This window comes from Enterobacter ludwigii (assembly GCF_001750725.1).
Classification (GTDB): domain Bacteria; phylum Pseudomonadota; class Gammaproteobacteria; order Enterobacterales; family Enterobacteriaceae; genus Enterobacter; species Enterobacter ludwigii.
Genome location: NZ_CP017279.1, coordinates 1,236,940 through 1,251,526 on the forward strand (window position 1 = coordinate 1,236,940; position 14,587 = coordinate 1,251,526).

General features: G+C 55.6%; 15 protein-coding genes. 2 read left to right on the plus strand and 13 right to left on the minus strand.

The window, feature by feature from the left end; genetic code table 11:
* Positions 1 to 553 precede the first annotated feature (553 nt).
* The 10 genes from nth to blr all read right to left on the minus strand — a co-directional run bounded on the left by nth (position 554) and on the right by blr (position 8,110).
* Complete coding sequence (nth, locus tag BH714_RS05935) at positions 554 to 1,189, minus strand: endonuclease III (RefSeq protein ID WP_040017315.1); 636 nt, start codon at positions 1,187 to 1,189, stop codon at positions 554 to 556.
* Entirely contained in the window at positions 1,186 to 1,872 is a 687-nt protein-coding gene (locus BH714_RS05940; protein WP_020884326.1) for an electron transport complex subunit E, read from the minus strand. Before BH714_RS05940 ends, nth begins: the two co-directional genes overlap by 4 nt.
* 2 nt (positions 1,873 to 1,874) lie before the next feature.
* Complete coding sequence (rsxG, locus tag BH714_RS05945; protein WP_020884325.1) at positions 1,875 to 2,495, minus strand: electron transport complex subunit RsxG; 621 nt, start codon at positions 2,493 to 2,495, stop codon at positions 1,875 to 1,877.
* A gap of 10 nt (positions 2,496 to 2,505) precedes the next feature.
* On the minus strand, positions 2,506 to 3,558 hold the full coding sequence (gene rsxD / locus BH714_RS05950; RefSeq protein ID WP_040017316.1) for an electron transport complex subunit RsxD: 1,053 nt from the start codon (positions 3,556 to 3,558) through the stop codon (positions 2,506 to 2,508).
* Positions 3,559 to 5,781, minus strand: a complete 2,223-nt coding sequence (gene rsxC / locus BH714_RS05955; protein ID WP_040017317.1) for an electron transport complex subunit RsxC — start codon at positions 5,779 to 5,781, stop codon at positions 3,559 to 3,561.
* Positions 5,774 to 6,352, minus strand: coding sequence for an electron transport complex subunit RsxB (gene rsxB / locus BH714_RS05960; protein WP_032678028.1), 579 nt, complete (start codon positions 6,350 to 6,352; stop codon positions 5,774 to 5,776). The genes rsxC and rsxB overlap by 8 nt, the downstream gene beginning before the upstream one ends.
* The gene (gene rsxA, locus BH714_RS05965) at positions 6,352 to 6,933 is read right to left on the minus strand and encodes an electron transport complex subunit RsxA (protein WP_014169803.1); all 582 of its coding nucleotides are present in this window, start codon (positions 6,931 to 6,933) and stop codon (positions 6,352 to 6,354) included. The genes rsxB and rsxA overlap by 1 nt, the downstream gene beginning before the upstream one ends.
* Before the next feature lie 76 nt (positions 6,934 to 7,009).
* A complete protein-coding gene (locus tag BH714_RS05970) occupies positions 7,010 to 7,450 on the minus strand; it encodes a DUF2569 domain-containing protein (protein ID WP_025204344.1) in 441 nt (146 codons plus the stop codon).
* An 86-nt stretch (positions 7,451 to 7,536) separates the two neighbouring features.
* Positions 7,537 to 7,752, minus strand: coding sequence for a transcription modulator YdgT (gene ydgT, locus BH714_RS05975; RefSeq protein WP_006174966.1), 216 nt, complete (start codon positions 7,750 to 7,752; stop codon positions 7,537 to 7,539).
* Positions 7,753 to 7,984: 232 nt separating this feature from the next.
* Complete coding sequence (gene blr / locus BH714_RS05980; protein WP_168112406.1) at positions 7,985 to 8,110, minus strand: division septum protein Blr; 126 nt, start codon at positions 8,108 to 8,110, stop codon at positions 7,985 to 7,987.
* Positions 8,111 to 8,353: 243 nt separating this feature from the next.
* Here blr and BH714_RS05985 point away from each other — a divergent pair, with 243 nt between their 5' ends.
* Entirely contained in the window at positions 8,354 to 9,394 is a 1,041-nt protein-coding gene (locus BH714_RS05985) for an oxidoreductase (protein WP_020884320.1), read from the plus strand.
* A gap of 45 nt (positions 9,395 to 9,439) precedes the next feature.
* On the opposite strand, the gene add is transcribed toward BH714_RS05985, so the two are convergent.
* The 3 genes from add to malX all read right to left on the minus strand — a co-directional run bounded on the left by add (position 9,440) and on the right by malX (position 13,351).
* Entirely contained in the window at positions 9,440 to 10,441 is a 1,002-nt protein-coding gene (gene add, locus BH714_RS05990; RefSeq protein WP_040017319.1) for an adenosine deaminase, read from the minus strand.
* Positions 10,442 to 10,537: 96 nt separating this feature from the next.
* Positions 10,538 to 11,710, minus strand: coding sequence for a MalY/PatB family protein (locus BH714_RS05995; protein ID WP_040017321.1), 1,173 nt, complete (start codon positions 11,708 to 11,710; stop codon positions 10,538 to 10,540).
* A gap of 48 nt (positions 11,711 to 11,758) precedes the next feature.
* Entirely contained in the window at positions 11,759 to 13,351 is a 1,593-nt protein-coding gene (gene malX / locus BH714_RS06000) for a maltose/glucose-specific PTS transporter subunit IIBC (protein ID WP_014169809.1), read from the minus strand.
* Positions 13,352 to 13,528: 177 nt separating this feature from the next.
* Here malX and BH714_RS06005 point away from each other — a divergent pair, with 177 nt between their 5' ends.
* The gene (locus tag BH714_RS06005) at positions 13,529 to 14,557 is read left to right on the plus strand and encodes a Mal regulon transcriptional regulator MalI (RefSeq protein ID WP_014169810.1); all 1,029 of its coding nucleotides are present in this window, start codon (positions 13,529 to 13,531) and stop codon (positions 14,555 to 14,557) included.
* Positions 14,558 to 14,587: the final 30 nt, after the last annotated feature.

Sequence of the window (14,587 nt, forward strand, 5' to 3'; positions counted from 1 at the left end):
CCGCCTTATAGTTATATTGGGAGGAGAAACGGCGGGTAATGTTCACTATCCTGCACCGTCTGGCAATACGTTTGTAATAATCTGTTACATATAACTGGGCCGCTATAATCGGCGGTTCATACAAATGTTATTCAGCGTTAAATTTCATACGATCTGTAAAGGGAGTTTTTTTGACTGGCATTCACCCGTATTTTGCCCTCAATGGCGATATGTTCTGCTATTTAAGGTTTATTGCAGTGATATAGCCCATATTCTGAAAAATAGCTGGTCTTATGTGTTGCTCGTGATGAGTTTGATCTTGTCTGGCAAAGGGTTTACGCCGCTTTTAACAACAAAAATTCAACACGAAGTTATCAGGGTGATCTTGATCACATATGTATAGAAATTTTCGGCTATGAAAAAAGTATTAACCTGTTTGAGCGTTAAAGGCTCGAACAAGTGATAAGGGAAGCGGTAAGGAAGGCGGATAAATTATGGTCAAAAGAAGGTCTTCTGGTAGACCCTCTTTTGGTAAGGAATTGCCGTTGCGTCAGAAAACGAAAAGCGGAAGATATCAGGGATACACTTTCTCTTTGTACTCGCAGAGATCTTCGATGATACAGGAGCCACAGCGAGGCTTACGGGCAATACAGGTATAACGGCCATGGAGAATGAGCCAGTGATGGCAATCCACCTTAAATTCGGCGGGGACCACTTTTAGCAGTTTCTCTTCAACCTGCTCGACATTCTTACCCGGTGCGAAGTTCGTGCGGTTAGAGACGCGGAAAATATGGGTATCAACGGCGATAGTCGGCCAGCCAAACGCGGTGTTAAGTACCACATTCGCAGTCTTACGTCCCACGCCGGGTAATGCTTCCAGAGCGGCGCGATCTTCCGGCACTTCCCCCCCGTGCTGTTCCAGCAGGATCCGGCAGGTTTTGATCACGTTCTCAGCCTTGCTGTTAAACAGACCGATGGTTTTGATATAGGACTTCACCCCGTCCACGCCCAGTTCCAGCATCGCCCTTGGCGTGTTGGCGACCGGATAAAGCAGGGCGGTCGCCTTATTAACGCTCACGTCGGTAGCCTGCGCAGAGAGCAGCACGGCGATCAATAGCTCGAACGGGGAGTTAAAATTCAGCTCCGTCGTCGGGTGTGGGTTCTCATCCCGCAGACGGGTCAGGATCGCAATGCGCTTTTCTTTATTCATGAGGCCTTCTCGGGTATCCCTTCCTGTACGCTGCGCTCAGCCGCGCGGCGCTTACGTTTTTCATCAATCAGGTATTTTATCGCCAGCATCATGCCGAGGCCAATAAACGCGCCTGGCGGCAGCATGGCCAGCAGGAACGGCGTATCGGTGTGGAAGACTTCGATGCGCAGCGCTTTAGCCCAGCCGCCGAGCAGCGCATCTGCGCCATCAAACAGCGTTCCGTTACCCAGGATCTCACGCATTGAGCCGAGCACGAACATGGCACCGGTTGCCCCCATACCAATAGAGAAACCATCCAGAGCCGACATCGCCGGGCTGTTTTTCACGGCAAAAGCTTCCGCGCGCCCGACCACAATACAGTTGGTTACGATGAGGGGAATAAAGATCCCGAGCGACTGATACAGACCGAACGCATAAGCGTTAATCAGCATCTGGACGATACTCACCACCGACGCGATGATCATGACGTAAATCGGAATACGGATTTCTGATGGCGTCCAGCGGCGCAGGGCAGAGATGGACAGGTTGGTCAGGGTGAGAACCAGCGTGGTTGCCAGCCCCAGACCCAGCGCGTTGGTGGCGGTGGATGTCACTGCCAGCAGCGGACACATCCCCAGCAGCTGTACCAGCGCGGAGTTGTTCTTCCACAATCCCTGGACGATAACCTCTTTAACCTGGCTCATGATTACTCCTCACAGGCCGGAAGATTGTTCATCTGCGCGGGCAGCGTTTCCGCATACAGCCCGGCTCGTTTTACGGCATTGACCACGGCCCGTGGGGTAATGGTTGCCCCTGTGAACTGGTCAAACTCGCCGCCATCCTTTTTCACAGCAAACGCAGGATCCGCTTCGCCGTGGATCACTTTTCCGGCAAAATGCAAAATCCAGTCGCTCAGACGGGTTTCAATTTTATCCCCCAGGCCTGGCGTCTCATGATGTTCCGTCACGCGCGTACCCAACACGGTACCGGAGAAATCGCTGCCGACCAGCAGTTGAATCGCCCCGGAGTAGCCATCGGGCGCCGTCGCTTCCATCACCGCGCCTACCGCGTTATCTCCCTTACGGGCAATAAAGACGCGGTGCGGGCCTTTGCCTAACTGAGGTGCCTGGACCACGAAGCAACTTTTCTGCAGGTCATTATCGTAGAAATCAGGGGGGATCACCTGATCGAACAGGGCTTTTTGCTGCTTCACCGCCTGTTCGTCGATGGTCGATTTGGTCAGGTTGTTCACCAGGGCCGTCAGTCCGGTGAGGACCGCGGCGAAAATGGCCAGCGTGACACCGTGTTTTTGCATTGTTTTCAGCATCGCGAAACCCTTAACGGTGGCCGTACACGCGCGGACGCGTGTAGTAGTCGATGAGCGGAACGGTGATGTTTGCAAGCAGAACCGCGAATGCCACACCGTCCGGGTAACCGCCAAAGCTGCGGATGAGCCACACCAGCAAGCCGGCCAGTGCACCGAAGATCAGGCGGCCACGGTTCGTGGTAGATGCCGTTACCGGATCGGTCAGGATAAAGAACGCACCCAGCATGGTTGCCCCCGAGAGCAGATGCATCTGTGGGCTGGCGAGCGATTCTGGCGAGAACACCCATCCCAGTGTGGCGCAGACTGCCAGCGTCACGAGGAAGCTGACCGGAATATGCCAGCGGATCGCTTTCTGCTGCAGCAGGAACAGCCCGCCCAGCAAATAAGCAAGGTTCACCCACTGCCAGCCCGCGCCCGCCAGCATGCCGCTGAAGATGGCAGATTTCATAATCTGATCGACGGAGTGCCCGGCATGCAGGGAGGTTTTAAACGTATCGAGTGGTGTGGCCTGGCTGATGCCATCCACGCCCATACGCAGCGCGTTCATATCCGCACCGAGCACGGTATGGCCGGTAAAGATAACGTGCAGGGCATCCATAAAGCCGGGTACCGTCGCGGCAATGTCATGCGGCGGCAACCAGCTGGTCATCTGAACCGGGAAGGAGATCAGCAGTACGACGTAGCCAATCATCGCCGGGTTGAACGGGTTATGGCCCAGCCCACCATAAAGCTGTTTGGCAATAATGACTGCAAACACCGTACCGAGCACCACCATCCACCACGGGGCAAACGGCGGAATACTGATTGCCAGCAACAGGCCAGTCAGCAGTGCTGAGTTATCGGCAAGGATGCGGGAAACCGCCAGCTTACGCAGTTTAAGCACCAGGGCTTCTGCCCCTAAGGCACTGGCACAGCCCAGCACTATCTGGAACAGCGTTCCCCAGCCGAAAAACCAGCACTGTACGGCAATGCCCGGCAGCGCCGCCAGGCACACCAGCATCATGATGCGTGATGTCTGGCGCTGATTATGGGTGTAAGGGGAACTTGCGATTCTGAAAACCATTTAATCCTCGTTAACTGCTTGCTGTGCGGCTTTCTTCGCCTGAACGCGCGCAATGGCGGCGGCGACTGCGGCTTTACGTGGGTCGTCGTTTGCGGCCGGTTGCTGTTCTTCCTGCTGTGCTGCTTTGCGGGCCTTGGCGCGGGCAATGGCGGCTTCAACAGCCGCCTTACGCGGGTCGACAGGTGCTTCAGGTTCAGCGGCTTCAGGCTGCGCCGCCGCTTTACGCGCTTTGGCACGGGCAATGGCGGCTTCGACAGCCGCTTTACGCGGGTCGACGGGGGCTTCAGGCGTAGCGGTTTCAGTCTGCGCCGCTGCTTTGCGCGCTTTAGCGCGCGCGATCGCCGCTTCAACAGCCGCTTTACGGGGATCTACGGCCTCCGCTTCTTGTTCAACTACCACGTTTTGCTCGCCGGCCTTACGGGCTTTGGCGCGCGCGATCGCCGCTTCAACAGCCGCTTTACGGGGATCTACGGCCTCCGCGTCTTGTTCAACTACCACGTTTTGCTCACCGGCCTTACGCGCTTTGGCGCGGGCAATGGCGGCTTCAACGGCGGCTTTACGCGGATCGATCTCAGCGTCAGAGGAGGCTGTCTGTGCTTTTTCTGCCTGACGGGCGCGCGCAGCCGCTTTACGCGCTTCGCGGGCGGCAATCGCTTCGCTGTTATCCGGTTTTTCACCTGCCGGGATCACCACGGTCTGGGCTGCCGTCGCTTTTTTCTCCCGCACGCGTGCCAGTGCGGCATTAATCGCATCCTGGTCTTTTTCGCCGGGCTGAACTGCGGCCTGTTTGTGACGCGCCTGACGGGCCAGTTTTTCACGCTCCAGACGCGCCTGACGCGCTTCAAAACGTGCTTTCGCTTCGGCTGCGCGTTTCTCTTCCATGGAGATGGCATAAATCTCGGCCTTCTCCTGGCGGAAGTACTGCACCAGAGGAATGTTACTTGGGCAGACCCAGGCGCAGGCGCCGCATTCGATGCAGTCGGCCAGGTTATGGGCCTGCGCTTTATCGTGCAGCTGACCTTTGCTGTACCAGTACAACTGTTGCGGAAGTAAATCCGCCGGACAGGCATCGGCACAGGCGCTGCAGCGGATACAGCCTTTCTCCTCCTGCTCTTCACCCATTTCAGTCGGGGAGGGGGCAAGCAGGCAGTTTGTGATTTTTACTACCGGGACATCGAGCCACGGCAGGGTAAAGCCCATCAGCGGGCCACCCATGATCACCATCTGGTCGCTGCCCGGGCAAAAATCAGCCTGTTCCAGCAGATGACGAACCGGCGTACCCAGACGCGCCCAGACGTTGCCCGGACGTGCGACAGATTCACCGGTCAGCGTAACCACGCGCTCGGTCAGCGGTTCACCGTCCACCACCGCACGTTTCACGGCGTAGGCTGTCCCGACGTTTTGCATCAGCACCCCGATGTCCGAAGAGCGTCCGCCATGCGGAACCTGCTTGCCGGTCAGAATTTGCGTCAGCTGTTTGGCGCCGCCAGAGGGGTACTTGGTTGGGATAACGCGCAGGCCGATATCGTGGCTGCCGTTGAGGACGGCGCGCAGCATCGAAATAGCCTGTGGCTTGTTATCTTCAATGCCAATCAGCACTTCGCGCGGCTGCAGAATATGGGCAAGAATGCGGATCCCTTCCACGACCTGCGCGGCGCAGTCCTGCATCAGACGATCGTCGGCGGTGATGTAGGGTTCACATTCCGCTGCATTGATGATCAGAGTCTGAATTTTATCGCCGCCGCCGTGCAGTTTGACGCCGGTAGGGAACCCTGCGCCGCCCAGGCCGGCAACGCCGAATTGATGAATACGCTCGATAAGCGCTTCGCGGCTCCGGTTGCGGTAGTCGCTCCAGCCGTCACGTTCTATCCAGCGGTCTTCTCCGTCGGCTTCAATAATGACGCTCAGCTCGGAGAGCGCAGAGGGGTGTGCAACGGTATGGGGGGCGATCGCCATCACTGTACCGGAGGTCGGAGCGTGGACCGGCAGCATACGTCCGCGACCGAACGTTAACGGCTGGCCGCGAAGGACGGTATCGCCTTCTTTCACGCACAGTTCACCCTCAGCACCGATATGCTGTTTCAGCGGCATGACGTAACGGGACGCCAGCGGAATTTGGCGCAGCGGCGTGCCGTTGGACTGGGTTTTCATTTCAGGTGGATGGATACCACCGTCAAAGTCCCAAATCTTCTCTTTTCTGAAAGCAGAAAATAACTTAAGCATGTTGTTCCACAGGAATGATGCGAACCGGAATGGTTTGAAGATCCCACTTCCAGCTTTCGGTAGTCGGTTCAACCGGGCGCAACGCGATACATTGCGTCGGGCAGGGCGCCACGCAGAGGTTACAGCCGGTGCACAGATCCGCCACGACGGTGTGCATGGCGCGCGTTGCGCCAACGATGGCGTCGACAGGGCATGCCTGAATGCATTTTGTGCAGCCGATGCAGTTCGCTTCGTCAATCACGGCGAGGGCGCGAACCGGCTCCTGCACATCTTCATCGCCGTCAACAGGTTGCGGGTCAACGTTAAGCAGGGCGGCTATTTTCAGCATTACCGCTTCACCGCCGGGTGCGCAGCGGTTAATTTTTTCACCCTGCACGCCTACCGCTTCGGCATAGGGGCGGCAGCCAGGATAGCCACACTGCCCGCACTGGCTTTGCGGCAGAAGCTCATCGATTTTTTCTACAACAGGATCGTCCTCTACCGCGAAACGGCGGGAGGCGTAACCCAGAATAAGGCCAAACACCAACCCCAGCACGCTGATAGAGGCGATGGCTATCCAGACAGTACTCATTACAACTTCACCAGACCACTAAAGCCCATAAAGGCCAGAGACATTAAACCTGCTGTCACCAGGGCGATCGCGTTACCGCGGAATGGCGCAGGGATATCCGCTGCTGCCAGACGCTCGCGAATCGAGGCGAACAGCACCATCACCAGAGAGAAACCGACGGCGGCAGAAAAACCGTACAGCGCCGATTGCATGAAATTATGCCCAAGGTTGATGTTCAGCAGCGCCACGCCAAGTACTGCACAGTTGGTGGTAATCAGCGGCAGGAAGATACCCAGCAGGCGATAGAGAGCCGGGCTGGTTTTACGCACCACCATTTCTGTGAATTGCACTACCACCGCGATGACCAGAATAAAGGACAGCGTACGCAGATAGATTAAATCCAGCGGGATGAGGATCCAGTTATCAATCAACCACGCGCAGATAGACGCCATCGTCATCACGAAGGTGGTGGCCAGCCCCATGCCCATCGCAGTTTCCAGCTTTTTGGAAACCCCCATAAATGGACACAGGCCAAGGAACTTCACCAGGACGAAGTTGTTAACCAGCACAGTGCCGACAAAGAGCAGTAAGTAATCGGTCATTATTTAGCCTGAAATAAAAAAGCCGCCTATTATCGGACAAACCACCGCAGGCGACAACAGGTTATCTGTAAGGTTATTACGGGTTCACAAAGGTGTTCTTCACCCGCGTCGAACGCTTGAAATAGGGCACCAGCAGCGCCGCCGCCAGTAACGGGAAAAGCAGCTGGCGAACGGCCAGGGCATCAGAAACTGGCGAAAAAGCAAAGGCTTTCACCGCCAGCAGGACCGAAATCAGCAGCCAGATAATGTAGTGTTTAGGGACACCCTTACGGCGCTTAAAGAAGGCAATGGTCAGCCATAGCGTGTAGTACCACATCCCGATTGCAAAAACGAACGACACAAACCACATCGTAATATTAAGCACACTTTGCGACATCAGGGTCTGGATTGCATGAGGTGTAATCAGAGCGGTGGTATAAAGCAGCAGCGCAAGTGATGCGCTTAATAAGGCAACCAGCAGCCATGCCAGTGGGGCGATTAACCAGCCTCCAATTCGTTCTCCAGGCGTTGCGGTCATGAACTCTCCCATAATCTGCGCGAAATGTTGTACAGCCAGTTTGCAGGGCGGAGAGTATATAACATTTCGCGCGGATGGCTACTTTCTTATAAAACGTAGCGCCATACAGACTTAGGCACTTCACCGACGTTGAACAAACGGCCACCGGAGACCAGCTCCGCACGGCGGTGGTCAGCGGCGCGATACATATTGATGATTTCCTGATTATCCGACAGCGTGTAGTTCAGATGGTCAAACAGTTTTTCCAGGCTCTCAAGCGAATTGATCTTGCGAAATTTTAATAAATAGTCCTGAACTGTCATATTAATAAGTTTCCATATAAAAGTGAGTAATACCAGTTAAGGTAATTCGTCCGAATAATAAACGGATTAATAAAGACGTAAACAGCCCACTCAGATAACGCGACTAAATTAGGAGTTTTCTTTGCTGAAAGTACAGGCATCAGACGATGCCTGGAAGAGAAGGTTAACCGTGTTCACCAGGGCTGGCAATAAGTAACTGACATATTATGTCACTCTTTATTGCGGTAACCGGTTACTTAGGTTGGGCGACGGTGACAGGCTCCGGCGGCTGGTAGTTATCGATATGGCTGGCAACGCCAAGCAAAATGACCGATACCCCAAGGACAATCCATCCCGCTAATTCAATGATTCGATTAATAATTGACGTCATGACTGGTACGTGTAATTTATCCATAAATACAGGTTGCAAATGTTACAGCGCCGTTTCCCCCGCGGCAAGTGCTTTGGGAACGGTTCCCCTAAACAAAATCAGAACGTTAAATCTATGTAACAAAAACAACCGGCATAGCCTGCTATTTTACGTCATATGGCACATGATTAATCTGTAAGAACGTCAGAGTAGCCAGTGTGAAATAAGATAGTCATAAAAGAGGGCAACATTATGAGTGATAGCATCCGCGTCGGGCTTATTGGTTACGGTTACGCGAGCAAGACTTTTCATGCGCCTCTGATTGCCGGGACGCCGGGCATGGCGCTGGCGGCAGTTTCCAGTAGCGATGCCACGAAAGTGCATGCCGACTGGCCCTCCGTGCCGGTTGTTTCTGAACCTAAGCATCTTTTTAACGACCCTAATATTGATCTGATCGTCATTCCCACCCCCAATGACACGCATTTTCCGCTGGCAAAGGCTGCACTGGAAGCCGGTAAGCACGTTATTGTCGATAAACCCTTCACGGTGACGTTGTCACAGGCACGCGAACTGGATGCGCTGGCAAAAAGTTTTGGCAGAGTGCTTTCGGTATTTCATAACCGCCGCTGGGACAGTGATTTCCTGACGGTAAAAGCGCTCCTTAATGAAGGCACGCTGGGCGAAATCCTCTTTTTTGAATCGCACTTTGACCGGTTCCGCCCTCAGGTCCGAAACCGCTGGCGTGAGCAAGCCGGGCCGGGCAGCGGCATCTGGTACGATTTAGCGCCGCATCTTCTCGATCAGGCCGTAAATTTGTTTGGCCTGCCGGTCAGCATGACGGTCGATCTGGCCCAGCTCAGACCCGGAGCGCAAACCACCGATTACTTTCATGCCGTCTTGAGTTACCCGCAGCGGCGTATTGTACTGCACGGGACAATGGTGGCAGCCGCCGAATCAGCGCGTTATATCCTCCACGGTACCCGCGGGAGCTTTGTGAAGTTTGGTCTCGATCCTCAGGAAGAACGCCTGAAAAACGGCGAGCGTTTGCCGCAGGAAGACTGGGGCTATGACATGCGGGACGGGGTTGTGACGCGGGTGGAAGGCGAGGAGAGGGTTGAAGAAACGTTACTGACGATCCCGGGTAACTATCCGGCGTATTATGCCGCTATCCGTGATGCGCTAAACGGGACGGGGGATAACCCGGTTCCGGCCAGCCAGGCGATTCAGATTATGGAATTGATTGAACTGGGGATTGAATCAGCCAAACACCGCGCAACGCTCTGTCTGGCGTGATTCTGGCAAAGCCGGGTAAGGCTAAGCGCCCACCCGGCAACGGGCTTAGCCGCGGGCGACTTTATCCCTCAGCGCCTGTTTCTCTGCTGGCGTCAGGAAGGCGATGTCCAGGCCGTTAATCTGCACCTGGCGGATCTGATCCTGACTCAGGCCAGCCTGCGGTGCGGCGACGGTGTACTCATGAATAATATCCACGCCCTGTACCGCCGGATCGTCCGTATTCAGTGAGGCCAGAACACCGTGCTCCAGGAAGGTTTTCAGCGGGTGATGCGCCAGTGATGCCACTGTGCTGGTCTGAATATTGGACGTCAGACACGATTCAATACCAATACGCTGCTCGGCAAGGAAATCCATCAGGGCGCGATCTTCAACGGCTTTGACACCATGACCGATACGCTCTGCACCCAGCTCTCGGATGGCCTGCCAGATGCTTTCAGGGCCTGCCGCTTCACCGGCATGCACGGTAATGTGCCAGCCGGCGTCACGCGCGCGGTTGAAATGAGAAAGGAACAAACTGCCCGGGAAGCCGAGTTCATCACCCGCCAGGTCAACGGCAGCGATCGCATCACGATGCGCCAGTAACCCTTCCAGCTCCCGCAGACAGGCCGCTTCACCGAAGGTGCGGCTCATAATGCCAATCAGGCGAGCCTGAACGTCGAAGGTTTTACACCCTTCGCGCACGCCGTCAATTACCGCTTCAACCACGCCTGCAACGGGCAGGTTGTGGGTCATCGCCATATAGCCTGGCGAAAAGCGCAGTTCAACGTAGTGCAGGCCATTACGGGCGGCATCTTCAATATTTTCGAAAGCAACACGGCGGCAGGCATCCAGCGAGGCCAGCATCTTCACGCCCCAGTCGAGTTTGCTCAGGAAACTGACCAGATCCGGTTCATTTGAGGTGACCTGAACGTGGGGGATTAGGGTCTCAATCGTTTGAGCAGGGAGCGTGAGATTGTACTGGCGGCCAAGATCGAGGATGGTTTGGGCACGAATGTTACCGTCAAGATGGCGGTGAATATCAGTTAGTGGCAGGCGTGTATCAATCATGGTCGCACTCTTTTCTGGTTAAAGTGCGTCATATTATAAAAACAAAACGAGGTAAAAAGCTATTTGCGCAAGGGAATATTCCGTTGCGCAATCTGATTACAGGAGCGTCGTTATGCCGGCGATCAGCCGCTGAACCCCTTGCTCAAGCTTGCTACGCGGGCATCCCGCGTTCAGACGGACAAAACCGCTACCCTCTTCGCCGTAGGTGTATCCCGGCATGATGGCGACCTTTTGCTGCTCAATCAGGACTTTTTGTAGCATTTTATCGTCAAGGTTGAGTGGGCGTAAATCGATCCAGGCCAGATACGTGGCTTCCGGTGGCTGCCAGTTGAGCGTCGGAAACGCGCGGTGTAATTCGCGTGCAATGTACGCCAGATTTTCCTCCAGATACGCCCTCAACGCATCCAGCCATGGCTCTCCCTGCTGATAGGCAGCAATGTGGGCCGTCAGCGCCAGTACGGAAGGGGAAGAGAGCCCGTCACGACCTTTTAATGCGCTGAGGTAACCGTTACGGCTCTGTTCATCGCCAATAAGCCCCCAGGCACCGGTGAGCGCCGGTATGTTAAAACTTTTTGAACCAGAGCTCAGAAGTGCCCATTTGCCGCGTGCCACTTCATTCCACGGCGTATGGCGACGGCCTCCCCACACCATGTCCATATGAATTTCATCGCTAATCACCGCCACGTCATAACGGGCGCACAGTTCTGCCATGTGACTCAGCTCTTCACGGGTCCAGACTTTACCCGTGGGATTTTGCGGGCTGCACAGCAGCAAAATTTTGTTTTCCGGTTTTGCCAGCGCCGCCTCAAGTGCGGCCCTATTTCCCTGCCAGCCCGTGGCATGTTTTTCCATCGCCACGCCGACCACCTGGCGGGCATTCCCCTCGATGGCCTTATAGAACGCATCGTAAGCGGGGGTATGGACCACCACGCCGTCGCCGGGAGTTGACCAGAGGCGAATCAGTTCGGATACCATATAAATAACGGAAGGCCCGTACACGAGCGAGTCGGTATCAATGTGGCTGTTAAAGCGCTGCCGGAACCAGTGCGCCACAGCGGCGAGAAACTCTTCATTTTTCCAGCGGCTGTAGCCAAACACCCCGTGATGAATACGCTGGTGCAGCGCTTCGGTGATGCAGGGCGCGGTCGCGAAATCCATATCGGAGATGGTGAAGGGCAGCAGATCGGCCGCGCCAAAGCGGTCGGCGACATAGTCCCACTGCGTGCACCAGGTGCCGTGTCGATCCACGACGGTTGAAAAATCGAACATGACTCAAGTCCTTAAAGAAAAACCCCCTCAGCGCGAGGGGGTGAGGCATCAGGCTTCCACTGTACGCATCAGGGTTGCCAGCTCATCTTTCACTGACTGAACCTGCGGGCCGATAACCACCTGCAAATTATGTTGATTTAACTGTACCACGCCGATGGCCCGGTTGGCTTTCAGGGCGTTGGTGTCCACTTTCGACATGTCTGCCACCGACAGGCGCAGTCGGGTGATGCAGTTATCCAGAGAGGTAATGTTATCTGCACCGCCCAGCGCCGCCAGAATAGCAGGGGTGTTATAGCCAGACTTACCCACGGTACCTGCAACAGCCTGCTCAACGCTGCTGGCGGTATCGGTATCCCGTCCAGGCGTTTTGAGGTTAAAGCGGGTGATGGCGAAGCGGAAAATGCCGTAGTACACCGCGAACCAGATAGCGGCCACCACCGGTACCAGGTACCATTTGGTCGACAACCCGTGCAGGATCCCGAACACCACAAAGTCGATGACGTTGCCGTCGGTATTCCCGATGGTGACGCCCAGCACCGCCATCACGGTGAAGCCCAGACCGGTCAGTACCGCGTGGATGAGATACAGCACTGGCGCGACAAACAGGAACAGGAATTCGATTGGCTCCGTTGTACCACCCACGACGCAGGCGATGACCCCGGAAATCAGCAGCCCTTTAATTTTATGGCGGTTTTCCGGACGAGCACAGTGATACATGGCCAGCGCCGCACCCGGCAAGCCGCCGAGGAAGGCCGGCATTTTACCCTGTGACAGGAAGCGGGTCGCACTTTCAGAGAAGCCGTGCGTGGTCGGGCAGCTCAGCTGTGCCTGGAAGATGGTCAGCGCACCGCTCACATCGTGTCCGCACACCTCCATTGTGCCGCCCGCTTCGGTAAAGCGGATCAGCGCCACCAGAATATGTTGCAAACCAAACGGCAGCAGCAGACGTTCGCCGGTTCCGAAGATCATCGGACCAAAATCGCCCGCACCGTTGATGATGCGACCAATCCCGTTAATCCCCAGCGCAAAGACTGGCCAGATCAGCGGAATAATAAGGCCAAACAGACCCATGACCACAAGGGTTACAATGGGTACAAAGCGGGTGCCCCCGAAGAACGCCAGCGCATCAGGCAGGCGGATATTGTGGAAGCGCTCGTGCAGCATCCAGATAATCACCCCGGCGATCACCGCGCCGAGGATCCCGGTATCAATGGACTGAATCCCGATAACGCTCTGAATGTTGTTCGCTTTAAGCACGGCGGCATCGGTGGTGGGCAGAATGCCTTTAGCCGTCAGCCAGAAGTTCACCGCAAGGTTCATTACCGCATAACCGACAAACCCGGCAAAGGCGGCCACGCCTTTGTTCTCGCGTGCCAGACCCAGCGGGATAGCAATACAGAACATCACCGGCAGGAAGCTGAAGGCGAAGGAGCCGACTTTACTCATCCAGATAAAGATCGCCTGCAGCACAGGTGTTCCGAGGAACGGGATCAGCGTGATGACGTCCTTACTGCTCAACGAACTGCCGATCCCGAGCATGATCCCGCAGAACGAGAGGAGTGCCACGGGCAGCATAAAGGTTTTACCCAGTTGCTGGAAAAATTCCCACAGCGATATTTTTTGTGCTGCTTTCGCCGTCATAAAACGACTCCTTTATTGTTAAAATCAGTTTATCTGCGTCAATGCTGCGAGAAGATAAAACGTTTTATCAAAGTTTAGTGCGCTCTGAATCACATTCTCAGGCTTTGACTGGTAGTATAAAGATTACATATTGATAAAACGTTTTACCGATCTCATTTCAGGGAGTCACGCCGACACATGGCTGTAGCGAAAAAAATCACCATCAACGATGTCGCGCTGGCGGCGGGGGTTTCCGTCAGCACCGTTTCACTGGTGCTCAGTGGGAAAGGACGCATTTCTCCCGCGACCGGGCAACGGGTTAACGAGGCGGTTGAGCAACTGGGCTTTGTACGTAACCGCCAGGCATCAGCGCTGCGCGGCGGCCAAAGCGGTGTGATCGGTTTGATTGTGCGTGACCTGACCTCTCCCTTTTATGCCGAACTGACCGCGGGCCTGACCGAAGCGCTTGAAGCGCAGGGACGGATGGTCTTTTTGCTTCACGGCGGCCGCGAGGCCGATCAGCTCCTTTCCCGTCTGGATATGCTGCTTACGCAGGGCGTCGACGGGGTGATCGTCGCCGGCGCGTCGGGGGTGAGTAATGACTTGTGCGAGCGCGCTGCCGAAAAAGGCGTGCCGCTGGTGTTTGCCTCGCGCGCCAGTTATCTGGACGAAGCCGATACCCTGCGACCGGACAACATGCAAGCCGCACAAATGTTGACGGAGCATCTCATTCATCGTGGGCATCAGCGCATTGCCTGGCTTGGCGGAAAAAGCTCGTCCCTGACGCGAGCCGAGCGGGTAGGCGGCTACTGCGCGACGCTGATTAAATACGGCCTCCCGTTCCACAGTGAATGGGTGGTGGAATGCGAATCCAGCCAGAAGAAAGCCGCGGAAGCGATAAACGCGTTATTACGGAGTAGCCCGACGATAAGCGCCGTGATTTGCTATAACGAGGTGATTGCGATGGGGGCCTGGTTTGGCCTGATCCGCGCCGGGCGTCAGAGCGGCGAGGGTGGCGTTGAAACCTTCTTCGGCCACCAGGTGGCGTTAGGGGCATTTGCCGACGTTGGTGAAAACGCGCTGGACGATCTGCCCATTGTCTGGGCCACCACACCTGCCCGGGAGATGGGTTACACGCTGGCGGACAGGATTATGCAGCGCATCGAGAAAGCAGACGTGCAGGCCGGGCACCAGATTGTGTCGGCACGGTTAGTGACGGTGAAATAGTATTTCGTGGCACCAGGCTGAGTACCTGCA